25 protein-coding genes are annotated in these 23,208 nt (G+C 43.8%); 18 read left to right on the forward strand and 7 right to left on the reverse strand.

The window, feature by feature from the left end; genetic code table 11:
• The first annotated feature begins 21 nt into the window (after nucleotides 1-21).
• The 9 genes from DYADSP32_RS09410 to DYADSP32_RS09450 all read left to right on the forward strand — a co-directional run bounded on the left by DYADSP32_RS09410 (nucleotide 22) and on the right by DYADSP32_RS09450 (nucleotide 7,371).
• Entirely contained in the window at nucleotides 22-945 is a 924-nt protein-coding gene (locus DYADSP32_RS09410; protein WP_149242966.1) for an outer membrane protein assembly factor BamD, read from the forward strand.
• Nucleotides 946-982: 37 nt separating this feature from the next.
• Nucleotides 983-1,294, forward strand: a complete 312-nt coding sequence (locus DYADSP32_RS09415) for a DNA-directed RNA polymerase subunit omega (protein WP_149242965.1) — start codon at nucleotides 983-985, stop codon at nucleotides 1,292-1,294.
• Nucleotides 1,295-1,435: 141 nt separating this feature from the next.
• Entirely contained in the window at nucleotides 1,436-2,647 is a 1,212-nt protein-coding gene (gene coaBC / locus DYADSP32_RS09420; protein WP_149242964.1) for a bifunctional phosphopantothenoylcysteine decarboxylase/phosphopantothenate--cysteine ligase CoaBC, read from the forward strand.
• Nucleotides 2,644-3,561 carry a DUF4835 family protein gene (locus DYADSP32_RS09425; protein WP_414617652.1) on the forward strand — a complete coding sequence of 306 codons (918 nt, stop codon included), beginning with the start codon at nucleotides 2,644-2,646 and terminating at the stop codon, nucleotides 3,559-3,561. The genes coaBC and DYADSP32_RS09425 overlap by 4 nt, the downstream gene beginning before the upstream one ends.
• A gap of 51 nt (nucleotides 3,562-3,612) precedes the next feature.
• Complete coding sequence (locus DYADSP32_RS09430; RefSeq protein WP_149242962.1) at nucleotides 3,613-3,834, forward strand: hypothetical protein; 222 nt, start codon at nucleotides 3,613-3,615, stop codon at nucleotides 3,832-3,834.
• A 127-nt stretch (nucleotides 3,835-3,961) separates the two neighbouring features.
• Nucleotides 3,962-5,617, forward strand: coding sequence for a DNA repair protein RecN (gene recN / locus DYADSP32_RS09435; protein ID WP_149242961.1), 1,656 nt, complete (start codon nucleotides 3,962-3,964; stop codon nucleotides 5,615-5,617).
• A 119-nt stretch (nucleotides 5,618-5,736) separates the two neighbouring features.
• Nucleotides 5,737-6,177: a viral A-type inclusion protein gene (locus tag DYADSP32_RS09440; protein ID WP_149242960.1), complete on the forward strand. Its 441-nt coding sequence runs from the start codon at nucleotides 5,737-5,739 to the stop codon at nucleotides 6,175-6,177.
• 5 nt (nucleotides 6,178-6,182) lie between these two features.
• On the forward strand, nucleotides 6,183-6,842 hold the full coding sequence (locus DYADSP32_RS09445; RefSeq protein ID WP_149242959.1) for an SCO family protein: 660 nt from the start codon (nucleotides 6,183-6,185) through the stop codon (nucleotides 6,840-6,842).
• A gap of 79 nt (nucleotides 6,843-6,921) precedes the next feature.
• Nucleotides 6,922-7,371, forward strand: coding sequence for a c-type cytochrome (locus DYADSP32_RS09450; protein ID WP_149242958.1), 450 nt, complete (start codon nucleotides 6,922-6,924; stop codon nucleotides 7,369-7,371).
• On the opposite strand, the gene lptC is transcribed toward DYADSP32_RS09450, so the two are convergent.
• The 3 genes from lptC to DYADSP32_RS09465 all read right to left on the reverse strand — a co-directional run bounded on the left by lptC (nucleotide 7,350) and on the right by DYADSP32_RS09465 (nucleotide 10,004).
• Nucleotides 7,350-7,928 carry an LPS export ABC transporter periplasmic protein LptC gene (gene lptC, locus DYADSP32_RS09455; RefSeq protein ID WP_414617653.1) on the reverse strand — a complete coding sequence of 193 codons (579 nt, stop codon included), beginning with the start codon at nucleotides 7,926-7,928 and terminating at the stop codon, nucleotides 7,350-7,352. The two genes, DYADSP32_RS09450 and lptC, sit on opposite strands and share 22 nt — an antisense overlap.
• Nucleotides 7,929-7,942: 14 nt before the next feature.
• The gene (locus DYADSP32_RS09460) at nucleotides 7,943-9,112 is read right to left on the reverse strand and encodes a hypothetical protein (RefSeq protein ID WP_149244913.1); all 1,170 of its coding nucleotides are present in this window, start codon (nucleotides 9,110-9,112) and stop codon (nucleotides 7,943-7,945) included.
• Between the two features lie 100 nt (nucleotides 9,113-9,212).
• A complete protein-coding gene (locus tag DYADSP32_RS09465) occupies nucleotides 9,213-10,004 on the reverse strand; it encodes a type III pantothenate kinase (protein WP_414617654.1) in 792 nt (263 codons plus the stop codon).
• A 466-nt stretch (nucleotides 10,005-10,470) separates the two neighbouring features.
• Here DYADSP32_RS09465 and rho point away from each other — a divergent pair, with 466 nt between their 5' ends.
• The 4 genes from rho to DYADSP32_RS09485 all read left to right on the forward strand — a co-directional run bounded on the left by rho (nucleotide 10,471) and on the right by DYADSP32_RS09485 (nucleotide 14,308).
• Complete coding sequence (rho, locus tag DYADSP32_RS09470) at nucleotides 10,471-12,183, forward strand: transcription termination factor Rho (RefSeq protein WP_149242957.1); 1,713 nt, start codon at nucleotides 10,471-10,473, stop codon at nucleotides 12,181-12,183.
• 129 nt (nucleotides 12,184-12,312) lie between these two features.
• Complete coding sequence (locus DYADSP32_RS09475; RefSeq protein WP_149242956.1) at nucleotides 12,313-13,215, forward strand: OmpA family protein; 903 nt, start codon at nucleotides 12,313-12,315, stop codon at nucleotides 13,213-13,215.
• Nucleotides 13,216-13,240: 25 nt separating this feature from the next.
• Nucleotides 13,241-13,759: a hypothetical protein gene (locus DYADSP32_RS09480; protein WP_149242955.1), complete on the forward strand. Its 519-nt coding sequence runs from the start codon at nucleotides 13,241-13,243 to the stop codon at nucleotides 13,757-13,759.
• A 75-nt stretch (nucleotides 13,760-13,834) separates the two neighbouring features.
• Complete coding sequence (locus DYADSP32_RS09485; RefSeq protein WP_414617655.1) at nucleotides 13,835-14,308, forward strand: hypothetical protein; 474 nt, start codon at nucleotides 13,835-13,837, stop codon at nucleotides 14,306-14,308.
• 12 nt (nucleotides 14,309-14,320) lie between these two features.
• Here DYADSP32_RS09485 and DYADSP32_RS09490 read toward each other — a convergent pair whose 3' ends face one another.
• The 3 genes from DYADSP32_RS09490 to tsaE form a co-directional block, all read right to left on the reverse strand.
• Nucleotides 14,321-14,725, reverse strand: coding sequence for a hypothetical protein (locus DYADSP32_RS09490; RefSeq protein WP_149242953.1), 405 nt, complete (start codon nucleotides 14,723-14,725; stop codon nucleotides 14,321-14,323).
• An 87-nt stretch (nucleotides 14,726-14,812) separates the two neighbouring features.
• Nucleotides 14,813-16,039: an alanine dehydrogenase gene (locus tag DYADSP32_RS09495; RefSeq protein ID WP_149242952.1), complete on the reverse strand. Its 1,227-nt coding sequence runs from the start codon at nucleotides 16,037-16,039 to the stop codon at nucleotides 14,813-14,815.
• Nucleotides 16,040-16,173: 134 nt separating this feature from the next.
• Nucleotides 16,174-16,626: a tRNA (adenosine(37)-N6)-threonylcarbamoyltransferase complex ATPase subunit type 1 TsaE gene (tsaE, locus tag DYADSP32_RS09500; RefSeq protein WP_149242951.1), complete on the reverse strand. Its 453-nt coding sequence runs from the start codon at nucleotides 16,624-16,626 to the stop codon at nucleotides 16,174-16,176.
• Nucleotides 16,627-16,963: 337 nt separating this feature from the next.
• Between tsaE and DYADSP32_RS09505 the strand changes: the two genes are divergently transcribed.
• The 3 genes from DYADSP32_RS09505 to DYADSP32_RS09515 all read left to right on the forward strand — a co-directional run bounded on the left by DYADSP32_RS09505 (nucleotide 16,964) and on the right by DYADSP32_RS09515 (nucleotide 21,251).
• Nucleotides 16,964-17,917: a sugar phosphate isomerase/epimerase family protein gene (locus DYADSP32_RS09505; RefSeq protein ID WP_149242950.1), complete on the forward strand. Its 954-nt coding sequence runs from the start codon at nucleotides 16,964-16,966 to the stop codon at nucleotides 17,915-17,917.
• A gap of 55 nt (nucleotides 17,918-17,972) precedes the next feature.
• Complete coding sequence (locus DYADSP32_RS09510) at nucleotides 17,973-20,072, forward strand: PQQ-binding-like beta-propeller repeat protein (RefSeq protein WP_149242949.1); 2,100 nt, start codon at nucleotides 17,973-17,975, stop codon at nucleotides 20,070-20,072.
• 141 nt (nucleotides 20,073-20,213) lie between these two features.
• The gene (locus tag DYADSP32_RS09515) at nucleotides 20,214-21,251 is read left to right on the forward strand and encodes a Gfo/Idh/MocA family oxidoreductase (RefSeq protein WP_149242948.1); all 1,038 of its coding nucleotides are present in this window, start codon (nucleotides 20,214-20,216) and stop codon (nucleotides 21,249-21,251) included.
• An 86-nt stretch (nucleotides 21,252-21,337) separates the two neighbouring features.
• Here the strand turns inward: DYADSP32_RS09515 and DYADSP32_RS09520 are convergent, their stop codons facing one another.
• Complete coding sequence (locus tag DYADSP32_RS09520; RefSeq protein ID WP_149242947.1) at nucleotides 21,338-21,700, reverse strand: hypothetical protein; 363 nt, start codon at nucleotides 21,698-21,700, stop codon at nucleotides 21,338-21,340.
• A gap of 504 nt (nucleotides 21,701-22,204) precedes the next feature.
• Here DYADSP32_RS09520 and DYADSP32_RS09525 point away from each other — a divergent pair.
• Both DYADSP32_RS09525 and DYADSP32_RS09530 read left to right on the forward strand, forming a co-directional pair.
• Nucleotides 22,205-22,801: an RNA polymerase sigma factor gene (locus DYADSP32_RS09525; RefSeq protein ID WP_414617656.1), complete on the forward strand. Its 597-nt coding sequence runs from the start codon at nucleotides 22,205-22,207 to the stop codon at nucleotides 22,799-22,801.
• A gap of 10 nt (nucleotides 22,802-22,811) precedes the next feature.
• Nucleotides 22,812-23,201 (forward strand): hypothetical protein, encoded by a 390-nt coding sequence (locus tag DYADSP32_RS09530; RefSeq protein ID WP_414617657.1) that lies wholly within the window; start codon nucleotides 22,812-22,814, stop codon nucleotides 23,199-23,201.
• Nucleotides 23,202-23,208: the final 7 nt, after the last annotated feature.

Consider the following 23,208-nt stretch of genomic DNA (forward strand, 5'->3'; position numbering starts at 1 on the left):
TTTTATTACCTTTGCAGCTATATGCGAACAACAAACTTTGCGGGTTATTTACTACTCGTTTTTTCAGTAGTTTTTATTACTTCTTGTGGTAAATTCAACAAATTACAAAAGACCGGAACGGATACGGAAAAGTATGATGCCGCGATTTCTTATTACAAGAAGGGTGAGTTTTATAAAGCCGGGATTCTTTTCGAAGAAATAATTCCTCTTCTCAAAGGAAGTTCAGAATCGGAAATGGCACAATTCTACAATGCGTACTGCCAGTTTCAGCAGGGGCAGTACAGTACGAGCCAGATGTATTTCAAGAAGTTTTATGACACCTATGCGCGTAGTGATTTCGCCCAGGAGGCATTTTATATGCATGCATTCTCCTTATACAAGGATTCTTCGCCTTTCAATCTGGATCAGACAAGCACTTTTACAGCCATATCGGCCATGCAGGATTTCATTAACACGTATCCTGAAAGCCCGTTCCGCGAAGAATGCACCAAATACATTCTGGAACTTCGTGCAAAACTGGAGAAGAAATCCTACGAAAAAGCGAAGTTGTATTTTAAAATAAGTGATTACAATCCAATGTCTTTGAAATCCGCTGTGATTTCTATCGACAATTTTCGTAAAGATTTCCCGGACTCGCAATACAATGAGGAACTGGCGTTTCTGAAGGTAGGCGCGCAGTACGACCTGGCAGTGAACAGTTTTGATGTGAAGCAGAAGGAACGATTCAAGGATGTTGTTAAATTCTATCAGGAACTGGTTGATAAGTACCCAACAGGAGAATATCTGCGTGACGCGGAAAAAATGTATTCCGCCAGTCAGAAACAACTGGAAGTATTTGCCAAGGCAGAAAATGAAAGATTGAAATCACAGGAAGCCAATCCGGACTCCGCTACGAAACCCACAAAGGTTACCGCGCCGTCCGCTTCTGAAACCAAAGTACCATAAAATTAATATCCAGAGATTTAAACTATATCAAGCAACCATGGCAACGAATCCATCCATCATAACCCGCGATACCGACAAAATAGCTGACGTAACAGGAAATTTATACGAATCTGTTTCGATCATCTCAAAAAGAGCACGTCAGATTTCGAGCAAGATGAAAGAAGAACTGAATAACAAGCTGGCCGAATTCGCTTCCGGTGTAGACAATTTGGAAGAAGTATTTGAAAACCGCGAGCAGATAGAAATATCGAAGTTCTACGAACGCATGCCCAAAGCGGGAAGCATCTCCATCGATGAATTCATGGAAGGTAAAACCTACCACAGTGTTCGTGACACTACCGAAGAATAATTATTGAAAGAAAATAAACCAGCCGCATAGACATTGTTTCGTTTATGCGGCTGGTTTTGTTTTGTGCAGGAAGTCTGTAAATTGATACCGCCAATTAAGGCCAACCGACAATTTATATCTAAACCTAACGCCACAATAGACATGCATTGGTTGAAAGGAAAGAAAATAATCCTGGGCGTAACCGGGAGCATCGCGGCTTACAAGGCAGCCGTGCTGGTTAGATTACTTGTCAAAACCGGTGCCGAGGTTCAGGTTGTAATGACCTCGGCAGCTCAGGATTTCATCACGCCACTTACACTTGCTACGCTTTCCAACAGGCCAGTCTTATCGGCTTTTAGTAACAGCACTACCGGCGAATGGAATAGCCACGTAGATCTTGGTATTTGGGCTGACGCTGTGGTGATCGCCCCTGCTACTGCTCATACCCTATCCAAATGTGCGGTTGGAAATTGTGACGATCTGCTAACGGCAATCTACCTTTCCGCCCGCTGCCCTGTTTTCTTCGCTCCCGCAATGGATCTTGACATGTATGCGCATCACACAACGAAGAAAAACCTGAATACTCTTTCCGAATTTGGTAACCAAATCATAACACCCGGATTCGGCGAACTTGCCAGTGGCTTGATTGGAGACGGTCGCATGGCTGAACCAGAATCCATTGTTTCTGAATTGATCCGCCATTTTTCACGTATTTCGGTTGCTTACCAAAAAAGGGTAATAATTACTGCCGGTCCCACGGTGGAGCCCATAGATCCCGTACGTTTCATAAGCAATCGGTCATCGGGGAAAATGGGATATGCCCTGGCCAGAGCATTTTCCAATGCGGGTTGCGATGTAACACTCATTAGCGGTCCCACAGATTTGACAGTGAGCGACTCTCCGATTCATTTAATTAAAGTAGAGTCGGCCAGCGAAATGTTTGAAGCCACGAAAAAAGCCTTTGAATCAGCAGAACTGGTAATTTATGCAGCAGCAGTTGCCGATTACACGCCAAAGACTATTTCGAGCCAAAAAATAAAAAAACAAGGTGACGGAATGGGCCTTGATCTGGTCAAAACTGTTGACATTGCAGGCACATTGGGAAAGGATAAAAAGCCAAACCAGTTGATGATAGGATTTGCTCTGGAGACCGAAAATGAACTCGAATATGCTATAAGCAAACTAGAACGGAAAAATCTGGATTATATCATTCTCAATTCCCTCCGCGATTCCGGTGCTGGCTTTGCGCACGATACGAATAAAATTACCGTTATTGATAGTAAAAAGAAAGTTCTGGAATTTGCATTGAAATCAAAAGATGAAGTGGCACAGGATATTTTAAATATTGTTACGAAAAGATGGAGCGAAGTATGATACGTAAATCATTATTACTACTGTTACTGACCATAACAAATTCAATAAGCTTGTCGTACGGGCAGGAGCTGCAATTCATGGTGAATTTGAATTATGATCAGTTGATCGGATCCCAGAAAACAGATCCGCAATCCATGTCACAGCTGCAAACCTACATGAATGACTTCCTGAACAACCAGCGCTGGACCAATGACGTGTTCAAAAAGGAAGAAAAGATTAAATGCAAGCTGAATGTCAGTTTGCTTCATTCACCCGGAGTAGGAATCTACGAGGGCAATGCGCAGCTGGTCATTTCCCGGCCTGTCTTCAATTCAAATTATGAAACGGTACTTTTCACCTATGTAGACAAAAATTTCTCGTTCAATTATTTGCCTACTACCCAACTGTATTTTAACGAAAACAGTTACACAGAGGAATTGCCATACATTCTGGCGTTTTATGCCAACATAGCCCTAATTTTCGATTACGATTCCTTTAGCAAATTAGGCGGGGCGCCTTATGTTCAAAAAGCTTATACGCTGGCCAACAATGCACGCAGTTCATCCACTTATAAAAACTTTTGGGATGCCAACAAGGACACAAAAAATCGCTTTTCACTGATTGATAACCTGAATAGCCCTCAGTTTTTACCATTCCGGGAGAGCTTGTATGCATACTACAGGCAAGGCCTGGATGTGGCCACCGAAAATCCGGCTGTGACCAGGTCAAAAACCCTCGAGTTGCTTACAACGATCAAAAATGTATCGCAGCTGAAGCCACAAAGCATTGTGATCAATTCATTTTTTGATGCGAAGTCTGATGAGCTTTTAAGGATCATGCTGGAAGCAAGCCCGGAGGAAAAAAGGCAGGCCTATGGCATCTTATCCAATCTGGATCCGACCAAAACGCAGTTTTATCAGAAACTGTCCATGTAAGCCAGACCCGCTCACACTTATCTCCAATTTTCGACACCAAATCCGCTCAAAATGAGTAAACGAATGATGCGCATCAAGCCTGTCATGATTTTTGAAAAGCTCAAAACGCTGAATGGCATCGTATTGAATGCCGTTCTGCAAAATGGGAAAACCTATTACGGAACCTTGGTTGAAGTGACTAATGATTTCATTGTGTTGGAAGATACCCGCTACCATAGCCATAAGTTTCCCATAACAACCATCTACGAGGTTGTTTACGATTATGGAAATTAACATACAGATCTTCCCCGGCTTCCTAATTGCATATATCCTTACTATATTCGTATAAAAGACAGTTTTAGCATTGTGCTGAACGCGCACAATCAAATAAAACCCTCTTCCCGAAATCGATTGACCAGGCATGCTATCAAACTTACTGATAAAGAATTACGCGCTAATTAAGGAACTTGAAATGTCGCCCGACCAGGGATTAAACATTATCACAGGTGAAACCGGAGCGGGGAAATCCATCATGCTGGGAGCGATCGGTTTACTCCTTGGCAATAGGGCAGATATAAAATCGCTGTATGATCCCAACGAAAAATGCATCGTCGAAGGGAGCTTTAATCTCAAGGGATATGACCTTGCTGATCATTTTGAAGAGGAAAATCTTGATTTTTCGCAGGATTGTATCATACGCAGAGAGATTTCTGTGGCCGGCAAATCAAGGGCCTTCATCAATGATACTCCTGTGAATCTTGATACGCTCAGGCGTATTGGCGGACAGTTACTGGATATCCATTCCCAGCACGATTCCATCCTGTTGGGGAACAACGAGTTTCAGTTACAGGTAGTGGACACCTATGCGGAAAATGCAGAACTGATTCAGGAATATCAACGGCGCTTTCATACGTTTAAAGAAGCATCTAAATATTACGAGAACTTAAAAATTGAGGCTGCTCAACTGCGAAAAGCGTTTGACTACGATCAGTTTCTACATCAGGAGCTTATCAATGCAAACCTGGGCTCCGAGGAACAATTTCAGCTTGAACAGGAGCTCACACTGCTGGAAAACGCTGCCGAAATCAAGGAGAAATTACAACTTGCTCATGTGTATCTGGACAACCCCGAAACTTCGGTACTTGAGCTATTAAAGGGATCCGTAAATGCGTTGGCTCAAACAGCAAAGCTGATCAGCTCTTACGACATACTCAGAGAAAGAGCCCAAAGTGCTCTAATAGAGCTACGTGATCTGGCCGATGAGATTGAATTCACTGGAAATGCATTGGACGTGGACGAAAGCAGAAAGCAGATTGTGCACGAACGCCTTGATCTGATCTACTCCCTCCTGAAAAAACACCAGGTATCCGGGGTAAAGGAATTATTAGAACTCCAAAACGAGCTGGGCAGGAAGGTCAGCAAGGTCCTCAATTTAGATGAAGCCTTGTCAAACGCCAAAAAATCAGCAGATTCTGCCGAAGAAATTCTTTTGAAAATCGGACAAAAGCTGTCTTTAAAGCGCCAGGCGGTCACACAAAAAATTGAAAAGCTCATCCTTGACCGCCTAAGTGAGCTAGGTATTCCGAATGCATCCATTTCTATACAAATAAGCCAAACCGCCCCTTCGCTATCGGGTATGGATACGGTTGCTCTGCTATTTAGCGGGAATAAAGGTATTCAGCCTCAGGAATTGAAGCATGTAGCATCCGGAGGAGAGTTTTCCCGTCTGATGATGGTAATTAAGTACATTCTTGCAGCCAAACGAAAACTACCCACCATCATATTCGACGAAATTGATACTGGTGTTTCCGGAGAAATAGCAAAAAAAATGGGAAATATGATGTCACAAATGGCTGAAAATCACCAAATTATAGCCATTACACATTTACACCAGATTGCAAGTAGTGGAAATGCACACTACTTTGTTTATAAGGATCATTCATCCGATAAAACAGTCAGCAGAATAAGAAGGCTCACAGTCGATGAGCGGGTGATGGAAGTTGCTCAGATGATCGGTGGAAATAACCCAACTCAGGCAGTGATTCAAAATGCCCGGGAAATGATACTGAAAGCGTAAGAAATCCCAGGTATTTATTCATCCTGACGAACAAGGTTTCTCCGATGAAAAAATAATTTTCTCACCTGCTGAATACGATATTTTGCTATAACACAAATAGAATATAACCCTATTTAAAAATGAAAATCAAGAAAATTTACCTATTTGCACTGGCCCTGTCTTTTTCACTGTCGGGCTGCAATGGCGACAAAGAGAAAGTGTTGGAACTGGAAACGGAGGTACTCGCCCTCCATGACGAAGTGATGCCGAAACAAAGCGAAATTATGGCTTTGAAATCAAAGCTTTCCAGGAAAATAGTGCGTATGGACAGCCTTCAAAATGAAGGAATCACTGGAAATAATCTTGCCGAAGAGCGGATGAGAGCAGTTGATCTGAATCAAAAATTAAATGAGTCGGATAAGCTCATGATGGACTGGATGCACCAATACAACGGTGATTCGGCCAAAAAATTAAAGCCTCAACAATCGCTGCTCTATTTCGAAAACGAAAAAAAGAAAATGATTCATGTGAAGGAATTCACGCTAAAAAGTATCCAGGATGCAACATCCTATTTAAATTAATTGTAATGAGCTTAACGAAAAACACAAATTACCTACTTGTTATTTGCCTGGCATGCCTGATATTAACTTCTTGTGATACTGGCAAGAAGAAGCTTCCCATATTCGGTGAAAGAGATTGGACAACCAAAACCGTAAATGGTGAACAAATTACCGACACGATTTACCACACCATTCCTGGTTTTAAATTTGTAAATCAAAAGGGGGATACCGTTACTGAAAAAATCACGGAAGGTAAAGTGTATGTGGCAGACTTTTTCTTTACCTCCTGCCCCACCATTTGTCCGGTAATGAAAAAACAAATGGTGAAAGTTTACAATGAATTTAAAACAAACCCGGATGTACTGCTCATTTCACACACGATTGATCCTGAACATGACACCCCGCAAGTTTTGAAACAGTTTGCCGACGATCTGGGTGTATCAGCGGCGCAATGGCAGTTTTTGACCGGCCCCAAGGAAAAAATTTATGAGATCGGCCAGCAAAGTTACATGTCGACCGCAAAGGCGGACAGTACAGCAGAAGGCGGATTTATTCACAGTGGCGCATTTATCCTGGTAGATAAGGAAAAACACGTAAGAGGTATGTACGATGGAACTACCGAAGAAGGAACCCAACGACTTATTGCCGATTTGAAGGTATTGCTGGACGAATACAAAAGCAAGTAGCAAAACTTGTTTGGCTCATCCATTGTGTTATTTTAAAAATGATCTATTTCCAGGAAATTTAGCTTCGGTCCACACTTTAATGCTTTACAAAACATCAAGAACTTTCAAGATTTTCTGCTCGCTGTTGATTACAGGAATATGCTCTTGTCAGAATAATGAAGAGTTGAAGACGGAGCAATATTTCGCAGAAGGCTATCAATTATACACGGCCAACTGTTCGAACTGCCACCAGGCGGATGGTAAAGGAATGGCAAATCTGTATCCACCGCTATCAGGATCGGCTTCCCTTGTGAACAAATCTATGCTAGCCTGTATTATCAAAAATGGGATGCGCGACACAATTGTTGTCAATGGGAAGAAATTTTCAAGGCCCATGCCCCCTAATCCCAAACTTACCGAACTGGAGATTGCCGAAATAATGACATTTGTGCAAATTAAATGGGGTACCGACAGTGTCTACACAACCATCGATTTTGTATCGAAAAGTCTGGACCGATGCAGCAACAATCAGGGACCGACAAATTTGTAAATACCGGTTGCCTTTCTAAAAACAATGTGAGAAAAATCCTGGTCTGCATCCATACCAACCGCTTTTGTAATTTCAGAAGTGGTAAAATCTCTTACAACAACCGGTTTTTCGGTAAAGACCTTTTTAGTTACAGGGCTCCACTTCAACTCCTGGGTGGTGAGTATCTTGTTTTCGGAAACCTTATTCACCTTCACATTGCCCATCACGGTATACAAATTGGCGCTATGGTCAAATCTTCCTGAGTCCGCACGCAAATGGGTAATGACAGCGCCACCCGGTTCATAAAAATCAATGTTGATGGTATCGGGATACACCTGATTCTGATTGGCGAATGTCAGCGATATCGGAGACTTCATAAAGACTTTAATCCTACCCAGCTCACTGTATTTCACCACCACATTGTTAACCTTCGAAACAGGCCCCGTATACTCGGCGCCTAACTTGTTTTTGTCTGCCTCACACCCCGAAAGCAAAAAACCTAAAAATACTACAATGCAAAAAGGAGATAAACATTTATCTCCTCCAGGCCGTTTACGAAAAACTTTATTCGACATCATTGAAAACACTCCGGTTAGTCGATTTTCTGTTTTTGGAACCAAGGCTCCATCAGCGTCAGGCCAATGACGATACGGGCATAACGTTCTCGGATCAATCCGCCGCCAGACGCACCTTTTTGACCTCCGACCAATGATACTGACACACTATTCAACAATCCCCTGCCAATGGGTAAGGCTACGCCGAGACTTGCGTTCGTATCGTTAATATCATTTCCGTCTACGGAATAGGGTGCCTTTCCGTGGCTGAATCCGATACGGTATCTGATATTATCCAAATATCTCAAAGAAGTGAATCTGGGAATATATTCGGCACCGAGATGGAACCTGCCTACATCCTTCAAACCATCATTTGATTTTTCAAAACTACGGTATCCCGACCATGCCTGATGACTGTAGTCTGCGGAAACAGTCAGTTTATACGGCCATTCCAGGCTCATACCCACCTGGTATTGTGAGGGAAGTGTAAGATAGCCACGGCGGTCGTTGATAATGGTGTCGGGCTCGGCAATGGGAAATGTATTCAGCGTAAGATCGAAAGAGCTCGTTTGATAACCTCCTATCTTGTTTCCAAGGCTGTAAGTTCCACCCAGATTCAAATTGAGCTTGTTCTCCTTTTTCAAAGGAACACGAACCGCAGCCCCCGCCTTGAAGGTAAAGTCTTTGAAAGTTGTCCGGTCATTTAAGCTTACCAGATAATCTCCACCCACCTCAGACAAAGTAGCCTCACTAGCCTTGCGAATGTTCCCAAACATAAATGAACTTTCCAGGCCCAGACTCAAATACTTCCCCACCTGAAATGCGTTGGTAAAAGATACCTTGTTTACGCCACCAGACCCAGAAACAAGGTAATTAGCACTGTAAGGAGTACCGGGAATATTTCTGGTCGATTTATTCTGATAATCTACAAAACTATAAGGTTTGAGGCTTACGCCCATGGACCACCTTGTAGCCACCGGGAAAGAAAGTGCTACATAAGCCAGGTTCCCACCCGCATTACGCTGGTTTTTATTACCGGAAATCATATCCTTATACTGCCCGATCAGTCCGAAATCAAAGGTGGTGTACTTATTCCGAACCCAGAGGGCAGGGTTCAGATTGTTGATCTGAAAGCCATTACTGGTACTGACTCCCGCCTGTCCCAGACCTGTATTGGAAGAGAAAGAATCATTATATAATTCCCCCATTCCCAATGACGAATATGGCGAGTTTCCTAATCCCTGAGCTTTTACCTTTAAAATTGTACATCCCCAGCTAAGGGAAATGGCAAGTGTAATTATTCCTAACTTATTGTAAAGCGACATTATGTAGTAAAATTCTGTTCAGTCCGACTAAAACCAGCTCTGGCACTGCAAAGATGGGGTGTTTAAGCTTAGTTTCAAAAAAAGGAGCGTCTCCACCACAAGTAACTACGCATAAAGCGGGGTTTTCGTGACGGTACCTCTCAATTATTCCTTGCATCTCTGCCAGGATTCCGTTCATGACACCACTCTGCATGGCCTGAAACGTATTTTTCCCTATAAAAACGGCATCTTCCCTGGGCTCTAGCAAGGGAAGTCGTTTGGTAAACGAATGAAGCGCCTTGAATCGCATCCGCATTCCGGGAGAAATTAGCCCACCATAAAAGCGCCCCGTCTTGTCTACCATATCGTATGTAATGCACGTACCCATATCGATGACTATGGCATCATGTTCAGGAAACAGCCAGTTGGCCCCAACAGCCGCCGCTACCCTATCCGCACCGAGTGTTTCCGGGGTTTCGTAATCCTTATCCAATGGAACCGGTGTATTACTTGATAATTCCATAATAGAAACCTCCGCATTTAATGCAGAGGTAAACTCGGCAACCGGACGACTGACGGAAGAATACATAATGCGTTCAGGGATATCCGAACGTATAGCGGCAAGCAGTTCCTCAAAGCCCAGGCCTACTTCATACCTGATTAACTTGTTTCCCAAAAACCAACCAACCTTAGAATAGGTATTGCCTGAATCCACCACAATATTCATAATTGTGCAAAAGTCCTCTTTTATCCCGACAATAGCTAGTAAAACATACCTCCCATGAACTAATTTCATTCTTAAATAAAGTTAAAACAGGATTTAAAAAGCTGGTATGGGCTACATATTGCTGCTCATAATCTTACCGTTGATCGCAGAAACGATACTTCTTTAAAATTTTACATTTCATTATTTGGTTTTATTAAAACAATAATATACCTTCGCTGAATCGAAACTCACCCAGATTTTTGAATATATAAAATCTCCGGCTTAGAAATTTTCTCAACATTTATTGGATTACCCGAGAAAACTTTCCGATTTTACGCACTTCGATTTCTTAATACCATTGCACAATTATTTAGTTGAAATATCATACCGTTATTTGTATAGTCTTGCAACAGGACAAAATTTACAAAATTCCAACAATCACGCATCAATGATTTTAACGTGACCTCGGGATCTGCGTTCCCGGATAAAATTCCAATGTCAATCACAAATCCTATCAACCAGTTGGTACAGCCAGGCTCTACCTTATACTTTCTGTATGCTTACATTAGATGAATTAAACCTGAAGCTTTTATCCGAGCTGAAAGAGATAGCTGGAAAAAATGGCATCGCTGATTATGCCAAGCTTCCTAAAAAAGAACTTATTAGCAGAATTTTCAACCAGCAGGAACCGGTCAAGGCTGTTGAGCCGGAAATTGGTCCGTCCGATGACGACGAGCCTAAGAAAAAAAGAGCGAGACGTATTATACCTACCGAGGCTCCGGTGCAGGTAAAACCTTCGACTGCGCGGCCGAACAAACCTCGTAAAGATATTTCGGTTCGTACAAAAGCACCCCTTTTCGATAAACCGGCCAATAATGTGGATACCACTCAGGAAATTGGCGAAGGGGATACATTAGAAGATCTGGGTCGTGAGGAAGTGATAACTCAACCCGTGCAGCAGACACCGGAACCGGAAGTTGTAAATTCTGAAGTGAAAGAGATGGAACAAACAGAAAACACAACTCCCTTTCAAAATCAGGAAAGAGCTCCTCAGCAACAACCCGAAAATAATATTGAACGCCAGGCCCCTGTTAACAGGGAAGATCCGTCGACCAAAATAAAGCGTAACTACAATAACTACGTTCGCGAATTTGACGGTCTGATCGTCAATGAAGGTGTACTCGAAATTATGCAGGACGGCGGATATGGCTTCCTTCGTTCGGCTGATTACAACTACCTGGCAAGCCCTGACGATATTTATGTTTCCCCATCACAAATAAAACTTTTCGGTCTTAAGACCGGTGACACGGTAAAAGGGCAAATCAGGCCCCCAAAAGAAGGTGAAAAATATTTTGCCCTGCTTCGTGTAGAGACCGTAAACGGAAAAACCACCGAAGAAATAAGGGACAGAATTCCTTTTGAATATTTGACACCTCTGTTTCCTGAGGAGGCACTCAGACTCAGTACGCGTCCCGAACAATATTCGACCAGGATACTTGACCTGTTCGCGCCCATAGGAAAAGGTCAGCGCGGCATGATTGTGGCCCAGCCTAAAACAGGTAAAACTGTACTTCTAAAGGAAATTGCCAATGGTATCATTCGCAATCACCCCGAAGTATTTCTGCTGATCCTTTTGATTGACGAACGTCCAGAAGAGGTTACCGATATGCAGCGCAGCGTACGGGCAGAGGTCATTGCTTCCACTTTTGACGAACAGGCCGACCGTCATGTTAAAGTGGCAAGTATCGTTTTGGAAAAAGCAAAAAGAATGGTAGAGTGTGGACACGACGTGGTCATCCTGCTGGATTCCATCACCCGTCTGGCCAGAGCGTATAATACTGTTGTTCCATCATCTGGTAAAATTCTCTCCGGGGGTGTGGACGCCAATGCACTGCACAAACCAAAAAGATTCTTTGGAGCTGCCCGTAATGTTGAACACGGAGGTTCATTGACCATTATTGCAACTGCACTGATTGATACCGGCTCCAAAATGGATGAAGTTATTTTTGAAGAGTTCAAAGGTACCGGCAACATGGAGCTTCAATTGGATCGTAAACTTTCCAACAAACGGGTATTTCCGGCTATAGACGTCATGTCGTCGGGTACACGTAAGGAAGACCTGCTTCTTGACAAGGAAACGCTCAAAAAGGTGTGGATACTAAGAAAACACATGTCCGACATGAATCCGATGGAGTCCATGGATTTCTTGCTCGATCATATGAAAGGAACGAGAAACAATGAAGAGTTCCTGATCTCCATGAATCGATAAGCCTAAAGAGCCGGGTCCTGGATCCGGCTCTTTAAGTTATTGGGCAGTTAATAGCTGATTGAACTTCAGATTGCTATATTTATGTGACCTTTTTAAAAAAATGTGGTCTTTATAGCAAATCTCTGAATTATGCTGAATAACAAGAATTTGTGGTGGACCTTACTCACTGGCTGGATATTGGGATCTACCTATTGGCACGTTTGTAAAATCAAAAACCTTTGCGACGAACTGGCCACCTCAGCGCTGGCCATCAATGATGTAGAGTCCGAGCCTGTTTCCAATCCGCTTCAAATCACCGATAGCACGCAGCTGAGCTTAGAAGCGAAGAGCAACTTCAGATTTGCAAAGTCTGGATTTACATCCAATTTTTCCGATGTCCGTGCTGAGCTAGACTCGCTTAAAAGGTATCTGCTCGCCAATCAGGCTACAAAACGGGTCACAATAACAGGTTCCTATTCCCCGGAGGAAAACAATTACTCGGCCTTTCCAGACCTTGGCATTGCACGCGCCATGGAGGTAAAGAATATTTTGAAAAATGCTGGTGTTCCCGACTCCGTTATAAACGTGGAAAGCCATGTGGATACCAATATTGCTTTCCATAAAGATTCGCTAACCGGGGGCATTTCATTTGCATTTGCGCATAAAGCACTCTTGACTGAACAAGATCTTGCGGGTGCTGAGCAATTTGAAAGTATATTCAAACCCATGAATCTTTACTTTCCTACTGCAAGCGCGCAATACATTAAAACGGGTCAAAACCAAAAATTCCTGATGGCTGCGAAGCAATACTTGCTCAGGAATGTAACCAGTAAATTATTATTAACCGGGCACACAGATGATGAAGACAGCGAGGAATGGAACTTGGCTTTGTCCAAAAAACGAGCTTTGTCGGTAAAACGGCAATTTGTGGCTGCTGGTATTTCTCCGGATAGGATCCTGACAACCGGAAAAGGAGAAACGCAACCCAAAGCCTCCAATCAAACGGCAATTGGCAAAAAAGCCAATCGTCGTGTTACGATCATCGTTCAGTAATCCAATATTTCCAACCGAAACAAGTATGTTTGACCTAAATCCAAGTGGAAATCCAGATGCACTCTGGCAGCATGTACTCATGGTGCTCATATCAGCAGTACTGGGTTACATCATCGGCATGGTGTATGGTAAGGACAAAGTGAGAACTTTGCGGGTAGTTCTTTCAAAATTAAACAAAGATCTCGCAGCCTGTCAAAAACAGACTATTGATTTACCTAAACCTGTGATACAGTCTGACCTGCCTGTAATAACGACGGCTTCCGATGATCCGAAAGTTATAAGTTTAGCTGCTGACGATCTCAAAACCATAGAGGGCATCGGACCCAAAATCGAGGCGCTACTCAATCAGGATGGAATCTATACCTTTGTGCAACTTAAGGAAAGTACACCCGACCGGCTTACCCAACTACTTCAAAATTCCGGTGTGAACTTCAATTTACACGATCCCAATACCTGGCCCAGACAGGCCGAACTGGCTGCTGCTGGCAAATGGGAGGCGCTGCGTGCATGGCAGGATGTACTGAATAAAGGGAGAATAGAGTAAACCATCATTACAAACCAAACAAGTGACCTTTTAGAGCCAGATCAAATGAGTGTACCCGTATCAATTTTGGAAATAATGATAATACTTTCCTGCGCAACCTTGGCGGGGTGGTTATTGTCAAAACTGGTTATCAGTACCAAACTGGCCAAACTGGGCAGGGAAATTGAGGAAAGAAAGGCAGAACTCCAATCCTGCCGCGCCACAGTTAACGTTGCTCCTACCTCGTCTCGACCGCTCATAGGAAAGGCATCGAAAACGGTACTACCCATTCCAGATCCGATACCATCCCAATCCGACAACCTGAAATTGATCGAAGGAATAGGCCCTAAAATTGAAGCGCTTTTGAACCGGGAGGGAATTTCCACGTATCAGGTACTTTCCGAAACTTCCCCGATCCGTCTTTCCTCCATTCTCAAAAACGCAGGACCCCGGTTTCAAATCCAGGATCCCTCTACCTGGCCTCAACAAGCACAGCTTGCCAAACTGGGAGAGTGGCAGAAACTTGAGGAATTAAAAAACAAACTGATTGGCGGTAAAGCAGCTGATTAATTTAGGTCCACATCAGTCCTCGGGATACGGCACATAAATAAATCCGGAAAAATCGCCGATGAGCGCGAAAAGACAGCAATATTCATCCGGATCTTTGTAATTTTCCTTGAATGCCTCCACAGATTCTGCGCCGATTAATTCTCTATCCACGAACTCCTGCATAAATGACGCATAGTAATTGTAACGGTTAGTCATCTCTGTGGAACCGATAAGCAGCACCCCCAGTTCAACCTCCGTACTCGTAATAATAAAAACGGGGTTTTCAGAAAAGCCTCTTTTCCTGATTTGGTAAGATGCATCTTTAAGCTGATCCGACACCCGTATAAAATCTTCCGACACATGACCCATTAGTTTCCTGTTCAATTCAGGAGAATTGGCGTCATCCATCAGGGAATTCTCATTGCTATTGTTAATCATATTTAGCTGTTTGGCGATCGCTTTGGGCCATCCGCCTTTTAACCTGGTTCAATACTAATTTTCATAAACTCCCTCTCGCGCGTATGATCACATGCGGGCAGCCAGTAACAATGTCAGATCCTTATACCGCATGTTATAACTTCTTGCGATGTAAGAATTTGTCAGGGTACCTTTGTGGCAATACACACCTTTCATAAACCAGCGATTGGCATAAATCATTTCTTCGATACCACCAATTGTCCCAGTCTGCAACAAGAAAGGAAGAAATACATTACTCAGGGCTGTACTGGCCGTGTTGGCCACACGGGAAGGAATGTTGGGCACACAATAATGAATCACCTCATTGAATCTGAAAATCGGATCCTTGTGCGTTGTCATCCGGGAAGTCTCAAATGAACCACCCTGGTCTATACTTACGTCAATAATCACGGATCCCGGCTTCATTCCCGACACCATTTCCTTCGTAACTACCATCGGACTCAATCCATTTTCCGCCCGCATGGTTCCTATGACCACATCGGCCCTGCTTATCGCCTCACCCAGGGTGTCTGAATCTATGATCGAAGTATATAAGTTCTGACCGATTGAATATTTCAGTCTTTGTAACCTATAAATGTGTTTGTCAAAAACCTTGATATCCGCGCCTACACTGATCGCCGCACGGGTAGCATACTCCGACACCGTTCCTGCCCCCAGTATTACAATTTTAGTAGGAGGCACTCCGGTTATTCCACCCAGAATAATTCCTCTGCCTCCATTTGGTGTAGATAAATACTCAGCTGCAATGAGCAATACGGTGCTGCCGGCAATTTCACCCATAGCCCTGATAATCGGTTTTCCACCAACCTGGTCTTCGATCAATTCATATCCGATACCGGTTATTTTGGACTGGTTTAACTTTTCAAAGTAGGGTTTTTCCAGAGTTGGCAGATTCAGTGCAGATATTAATGTTGTACCAGCCTTAATATATCCAAATTCTTCTTCCACCAATGGCTCCACTTTCAGGATCAGGTTTGCTTGATATACCTCCTTTGGAGATTGCACGATACGCGCCCCGGCCTCACTATACTCGTGGTCAGTAAAATTGGCTCCCTTACCTGCATTGGTCTCAACCCATACCTCGTGCCCATTGCGCACGAGAATCCGCACAGCGTCCGGTGTCAGCGCGATCCGGTTTTCCTGCAATGAAACCTCCTTCGGCAACCCGATCAGCAAAGCATTATGATCTTTGCGAACAGCCACCATGGATTCCTGGGGATATAAGGCCGACTGTTTTGCGAGTTCTTCGAAACCGGTGATCTGGGGTTGCGCCATATTTATTGAAGCGTGTAGAATGATAAATTTTTAAATAATTGTGGATCTTAATCCAATCGTCTTTTTACTGTTGACTATTTTTTGTACGCCCACTTATCCACCCGTTACGGTTATTCGAATGACGAACCCAACTATCAATCTTCCTGATGCTTCCCTATTTCAGTCACTTCCAAAATACGTTCCCCCTCGTCGCCCAGGTTTAAAGTAAGATTCAGGTAATGAGAAGGCCAGAGTGACTGAATTTTTTCGGGCCACTCCACAAAACAATGGTTGCCTGAGTCAAAATACTCTTCTACTCCCATGTCCAGCGCTTCGGTTTCGTGCCTGATTCTGTAAAAATCAAAATGATAAATGATTTGCCGTGATTCGCTCAGGTATTCATTGACCAATGCAAAGGTAGGGCTTTGAACCAGAGACTTAATGCCCAGCTGCTTACAGATCGATTTGATCAATGTAGTTTTTCCGGCACCCATATTTCCATTGAATAGCCAGACCGGAACATCCTTTCCAATTCTGAGCAATTCGGTTGAAATGGAATCCAACTCTGACAATTCTTTAAAGCGAAAGATCGCGGATATTTCGTTCATAAAACAAAAATACCATATTTTAGAAACAGTAATTGTATTTGTAGAAGCACAATTATCTTTTCAAACAGGATCGAACCCGTTCCAATCCGACGCAAGCCATGGGTATATGTTACGGGTATTGTTGGTTAATCCTCGTCCATATTCACGAAATTGGACTATCACTCACTGAGCATTTCAGCTGTTTGCGGACACGGATAAGAATTTGTTTCACGTTTCCAGCTCGCAGATCAGTAGTTTCAGCAATCAGCAGCCATTATAAAAGAGAAGATATCTTCGCTTACTAATTACTTGAAATTACAGTGCATACAATATTGAACAACTAACCATCAGAGCAATTATGCTTTCATCTATTTCAAGGCGCAAATTCTTAGTCCACTCTGCAGCGGCAGGCATTGTCGCCCCATTTGTCATCCATGAAGCCATTTCTGCTCCGGAAACTGTGGAAGGTGCTATGCCTAAAATCCACATCTTTTCGAAACATCTCCAGTTCCTCAATTACAAAGACATGGCGGAAGCCGCAAAAGAGCTTGGATTTGACGGAATCGATCTGACCGTACGGCCGAAGGGACATGTACTACCAGAAAAAGTAGAGTCTGATTTGCCCTTGGCGGTAGAAGCTATGAAAAAAGTGGGCTTTACGCCGTCTCTGTTTTGTACGGCCGTAGAGGATGCATCCAATACGACCGATAAAAATGTCCTGGAAACAGCCGCCAAACTGGGTTTCAAATATTACAGGATGAACTGGTACAAGTATAACGACCAAAAAAGTATTCCAGAATCTCTCGCGGAATTTCAAAACAAAATGATCGGCCTGAGCCAGTTGAATGCTAAAATTGGGTTAACAGGCTGCTACCAGAATCACGCCGGAAAAATGGTGGGTGCCACCATGTTTGAGATATGGAATATACTTCAGAAATCGGACCTACGGCACATGGGAGCGCAGTATGATATTCGCCATGCGACAGTGGAAGGTGGCTTATCCTGGCAAACAGGCTTGAACCTGATCAAACCTCACATCAAGACGATCGTACTCAAAGACGCTACCTGGGAGCAAAAAAACGGAAAAGTTGCGCTACGCAGTGTGCCTCTGGGAGAAGGTATGGTGGATTTTGATACCTACTTTAAGTTTATCAAAAAAAATAACATCCAGGTTCCTGTTTGTCTGCATCTTGAATATCCCTTAGGTGGTGCGGACCAGGGTGCTAACAAAATTTCAGTAGATAAAAAAGTGGTTTTCGATGCCATGAAACGGGATCTGGCCAAAGCAAAGGAACTGTGGGAGAAAGCCTGACCGAACATTCCCAAAGCGCATCTCTGCAACATCATCTCCCCCATTTATCTGAGAAATGAAATCTTTTACCCTGCTGTTTTCGATCATGGGTCTGCTCTTTTCAGGATTCCTGGTATTACAAAACACCAAAGATGCCGACTGGCCGGAGTATAACGGCGATGGAGCCCGTAGTCATTACTCTCCATTGACACAAATCACTCCCAAGAACGTCGGGAGTCTGAAAATGGCATGGACTTACGCTTCGGGCGGGGCGGACACGGTTAGAAACAGATCGCAGATGCAATGCAATCCAATCATAATAGAAGGAATTCTTTATGGGGTATCGGCAGGAATTCAGGCCTTCGCCCTGGAAGCATCTACCGGGAAAGAGATATGGAAAACAAGTGTTTCCGAAAATGAAGGAACGCTGAGCCGGGGTGTAACCTACTGGTCGGATGGCAAAAGCAACCGTATATTTTTTGGTGCGGGCAGATGGCTCTACGCACTCGACGCCCGGCATGGAAACCTGATTGAAACCTTCGGGGAAAATGGAAGAATTGATCTGATAGATGGTCTCGAGCGTCCAGGCTCGGACCACTACGTTCTCTCCAACTCGCCCAACACCATTTATCAAAACCTGATCATCGTGGGAACACGGGTAAACGAATCTGAAACGGCGCTGTTGGGAGACGTTCGTGCCTACAATGTGATTACCGGAAAAAAAGTATGGACTTTCCATACCATTCCTCAAAAAGGAGAATTTGGTTATGAAACCTGGCAGATACCTTCTCCCCGAGAAAGTATCGGAGGAGCTAATGCCTGGACAGCGATGGCCATCGACAGGAAGAAGGGTATTGTTTACATTCCCACCGGCTCGGCTGCCTACGATTTTTATGGAGGCAACCGGCCTGGTGATAATCTGTTTGCCAACTGCCTGCTGGCGCTCGATGCCGCCACCGGGAAAAGACTCTGGCATTATCAACTCGTTCATCATGACATCTGGGACCGGGACCCTCCCTCCCCTCCTAACCTGCTGACCATAGAAGTAAAAGGAAAAAAAATGGATGTAGTGTCCCTTGTGACCAAACAAGGACATATTTTTGTATTAGACCGTACCTCGGGCAAACCGGTGTTCCCCATTCCTGAAGTGGCATTTTCAGCGGCCAATGCTGTTCCTGGTGAAACGCCCAGCCCAACGCAACCCATCCCCGAGCTTCCCTTGCCTTTTACCCGACAAGGATTCACAGAAGAAGATCTAAGCCCATTCGTGGCCGACAGGGATTCTATCATTGCGATCATCAGAAAATCCAAAACCGGATCTGCCTACATACCTATTGGATTTGAGCGCACTATATTTTTCCCAGGTACCGACGGGGGTGCTCAGTGGGGCGGCTCTGCCACGGATCCCGATGGAATTATGTATGTGCCGGCAAAAGAGATTCCAGTGTATACTTCCTTGGTGTACAAGCAAAAAACCACCAACCAGGCCCTTACCGGCAATAAGCTTTATCAACTGCACTGTTCACCCTGCCACGGAGCCGACCGAACCGGCAATCACGACGGATCCTATCCGTCCATTGCATCCGTCGACAAGCGCATGACGGCGGTACAGATACACCAGCTTTTGGCCAACGGAAAGGGCATGATGCCGTCCTTTGCTCATATATCAGAAGGAGAAAGAAAGGTAGTGGTGGATTTCATATTAAATAAAAACAGCAAGGAAACGGTGGCTTCAACCGACCAAAGTAAGGTACCCTACAACCACACCGGCTACAACCGCTGGTATGACCGTAATGGCTACCCAATCAGCAACCCTCCCTGGGGAACGCTTACTGCGGTTGACATGAATACAGGCCAGCATCGATGGCAAATACCCCTCGGCGAATATCCTGAACTCACAAAAAAGGGAATTCCCCCGACAGGTACAGACAACTACGGCGGACCGCTGGTGACCGGCAGTGGACTCATTTTTATTGCAGCAAGCAGAGATGCGCAACTTCGTGCCATAGATAAGCACACCGGCAAGGTATTATGGAGTACTCCGTTACCCGCTGCCGGTTACGCTTCGCCAAGCACCTATTCGGTAAATGGTAAGCAGTATGTGGTTATTGCATGTGGTGGTGGTAAACTGAACACCAAATCGGGCGATAAATATGTAGCCTTTTCGCTGGAGTAGACCTGCGCTTGAGGGATCTTATAGTCAACGGCATTACTAAAAATTACTTCGAGACCAACTTTTAAGTGTTGCCTGCTCGTATTCAAATACTAACTTTAACAACAAATAGCAATCAAATTTCAAATCCAATTGGTTAAAAATATGTCTTCCAGAATTTTAAATGTTGGTTTAATTGGTTTCGGGCTGTCAGGACGTTATTTCCATTCACCATTTCTGACCACCAATCCGCTTTTTAAACTCAAGACGGTTGTAGAGCGGAGTAAAAACGACGCCCAGGAATTTGATCCTGAAATAGAAAATGCCCGCTCACATGATGAACTGCTCAGTGATCCGGCGATTGACCTGGTTTTTATCTGCACCCCCAACGAAACCCATTTCCCATATGCGATGGATGCACTGGAAAATGGTAAACATGTCGTAATTGAAAAGCCATTTGCCAGCACCGAAGCCGAAGCCAGGGAGTTGATAGCACTTGCTGAATCCAAAGGGCTTATTCTGACGGCCTATCAGAATCGGAGATGGGATTCTGATTTTCTTACCATAAAAAAACTCATTGAAGAGGGAAAACTTGGCGATATTGTGGAGTACGAATGCCGCTACGACCGGTTTCGTCCAGTAGTACCCACGGAATCCTGGAAAGAAAAGAAGGTACCTGTTGGGGGTAACTTGTACAATCTGGGGCCGCATCTGATAGATCAGGCACTGGTACTATTTGGAGAACCCAAAACCGTGACGGCTGAGGTACGTACAGTGAGGCCGGGAAGTGAAATTGACGATTACTTTGACGTACGTCTCGGCTATGACGATAAGCTGGTAATTGTAAAATCCAGTCTGATGGTTTACGAAAACTTCCTGCGGTATAATCTGCATGGAACCAAAGGCTCGTTCATCAAAGGAGGCCTGGATCCACAAGAGGAAACGTTAAGGAAAGATATACTACCTACCACAAAACCATGGGGACATGAACCCGAAAATCGCTGGGGAATGCTGTATAGCGATGCCTATTCAGGAATAATTGAAAGTGAGCCTGGAGATTATGCCCCGTTCTACCAAAATGTTTATGACGCTATCGTAAATGGTGCGGAGCTGGCTGTTAAGCCATCAGAAATTTTAAGAACAAGCAGGGTGATAGACCTCGCAACAGCGAGCAGCAATGACAAAAAAGTGATGATATATTAATTTTTCGAAATCGTAAAAAAGCCACAGTCAGGATAAGCATCCTGCTGTGGCTTTTTACATAACGATGAGTCAATATTTTCAGCGGGTTACTTTAGTGCTGTAACCATGCGTTTTGTTTCCGTGGCGATTTCAAAAGGCTTCACAGTCACATCGCTTCCATTGCTGATTACGAAAGAGTAACTTCCATCGGCAAGGCCGGAAAGATCAAAGATCTTTGTATAACTTTCCGATTTGCGAAGTGTAGCACTGTAAAGCACCTGCCCCATTTCGTCTTTGATAACTACCGAAGATTTTTCCTTTACATCTTCCAATGCAAGTTTGAACTTCAACTCGTTGTTTGAGATCAATTCAATGGAAGCATTTTCCTTTTTAGAAACTTCTTCGGAGAATGAAAAACCAGAGGTTGATATTCCCACTAAAACGGCGATTACTAAGATTACTTTTTTCATGATAATGATTATTTAATATTTAGTTAATAGGAGATTAATTGCACTTTTTAAATATCGAACTAACAACTCCTGAATCTTAGATTCTTCTTTCACAATTCAGTTCATTTTTGCCCTTCCGACATGACAAAGGTTGCAACCTATTCGATACAAACCAATAAGAACCGTTTGCTCGGATAAAAGTTCTTTTTGCAATCCTATAAAAATATCAAAATAATCCTATGTTTATGCAAATAGTACAATAAGTCGTTTATAATTTGATAGCAAAATTTAGTTTCAAATTTAAAACACTTTTGTACTTTTCAAATATTTAGGTAGGTTATTATCTCTTAGTCGCTCAGAACACCCTTTGCCACATTCAGCATCACGACAAAGAATTGTCCGAAAATGGTCCACTCAGCCAAATATTTCGTGGGTACGGCGCATTTAACTTATTCGTAATTCGATCCAAATCCTGAAATATCAGTGTGTGTCTATAAAAATTCATGATTTGATTTAAAGTATTTTATGCCTTCATTCGTCATCAACAATACTATCAAACCATACCAGAAGACTTTGCCACCAAAAAAGCCAAATATTGTTCAGACTGTAACAGCTTACGGAAAGCAATTACTTGGCTTTATCCGTCAACGGGTCAATTCGGATGAAGATGCTGAGGATATTTTGCAGGATGTATGGTACCAGCTGAGCAGTGTTCCGGAGCTCGAAGCCATCGAACAGGTGGGGAGCTGGCTCTACCGTGTAGCCAGGAATAGAATCACGGATAAATACCGCAAGAAAAAAACCGAATCGCTCGAAGACTATGGCTACGAGAATGAAGAAGGAGAAATCAATTTTAAGGAAATTCTCCTGGCAGATGATGGTACACCCGAAACCGTCTACCTACGCGAAATGTTTTGGGAACAACTGACTCTGGCATTGGATGAGCTACCCGAAAACCAGCGGCAGGTGTACATATGGAATGAACTTGAAGACCTTACTTTTCAGGAAATATCTGACCGAACGGGTGAAAATATCAAAACGCTGATTTCCAGAAAACGTTATGCAGTTCAACATCTGAGGACCCGTCTCGAAACTTTATATCAGGAATTTGTAAATTATTAACTTTGTCGACATGATGCAACGAAATAAATTCAGGAAACATTTCTGGTCCATTCCCCTCTTTGTTCTGGTAGCGGGGCTAATACTCGGCGGCGCAGTGAAGTTCCTCTGGAATGCCATTCTGCCAACGCTGCTGAACGTCAATCCGATTACCTACTGGCAGGCTGTGGGCTTGTTGGCTCTCTGCCGGATATTACTTGGAAATTTCGGGGGAAGGATGCGAAACCAGGGGCCTGGCTGGAAGCAGCCGCAGGATAACCAACCAGGTGGAGAAGAAAACCCGGACCCGTCTATGGCCGGGCCTCCGTGGAGAAGAGGGTCCTGGATGAAAATGAGCGACGACGAGCGTTCAAAATTCAAAGCAGAGATGCGAAGACGCTGTGGCAACCCTCCTGAATTGTAATGAACCT

The sequence above is a fragment of the Dyadobacter sp. 32 genome, from assembly GCF_902506755.1.
Lineage (GTDB): Bacteria > Bacteroidota > Bacteroidia > Cytophagales > Spirosomataceae > Dyadobacter.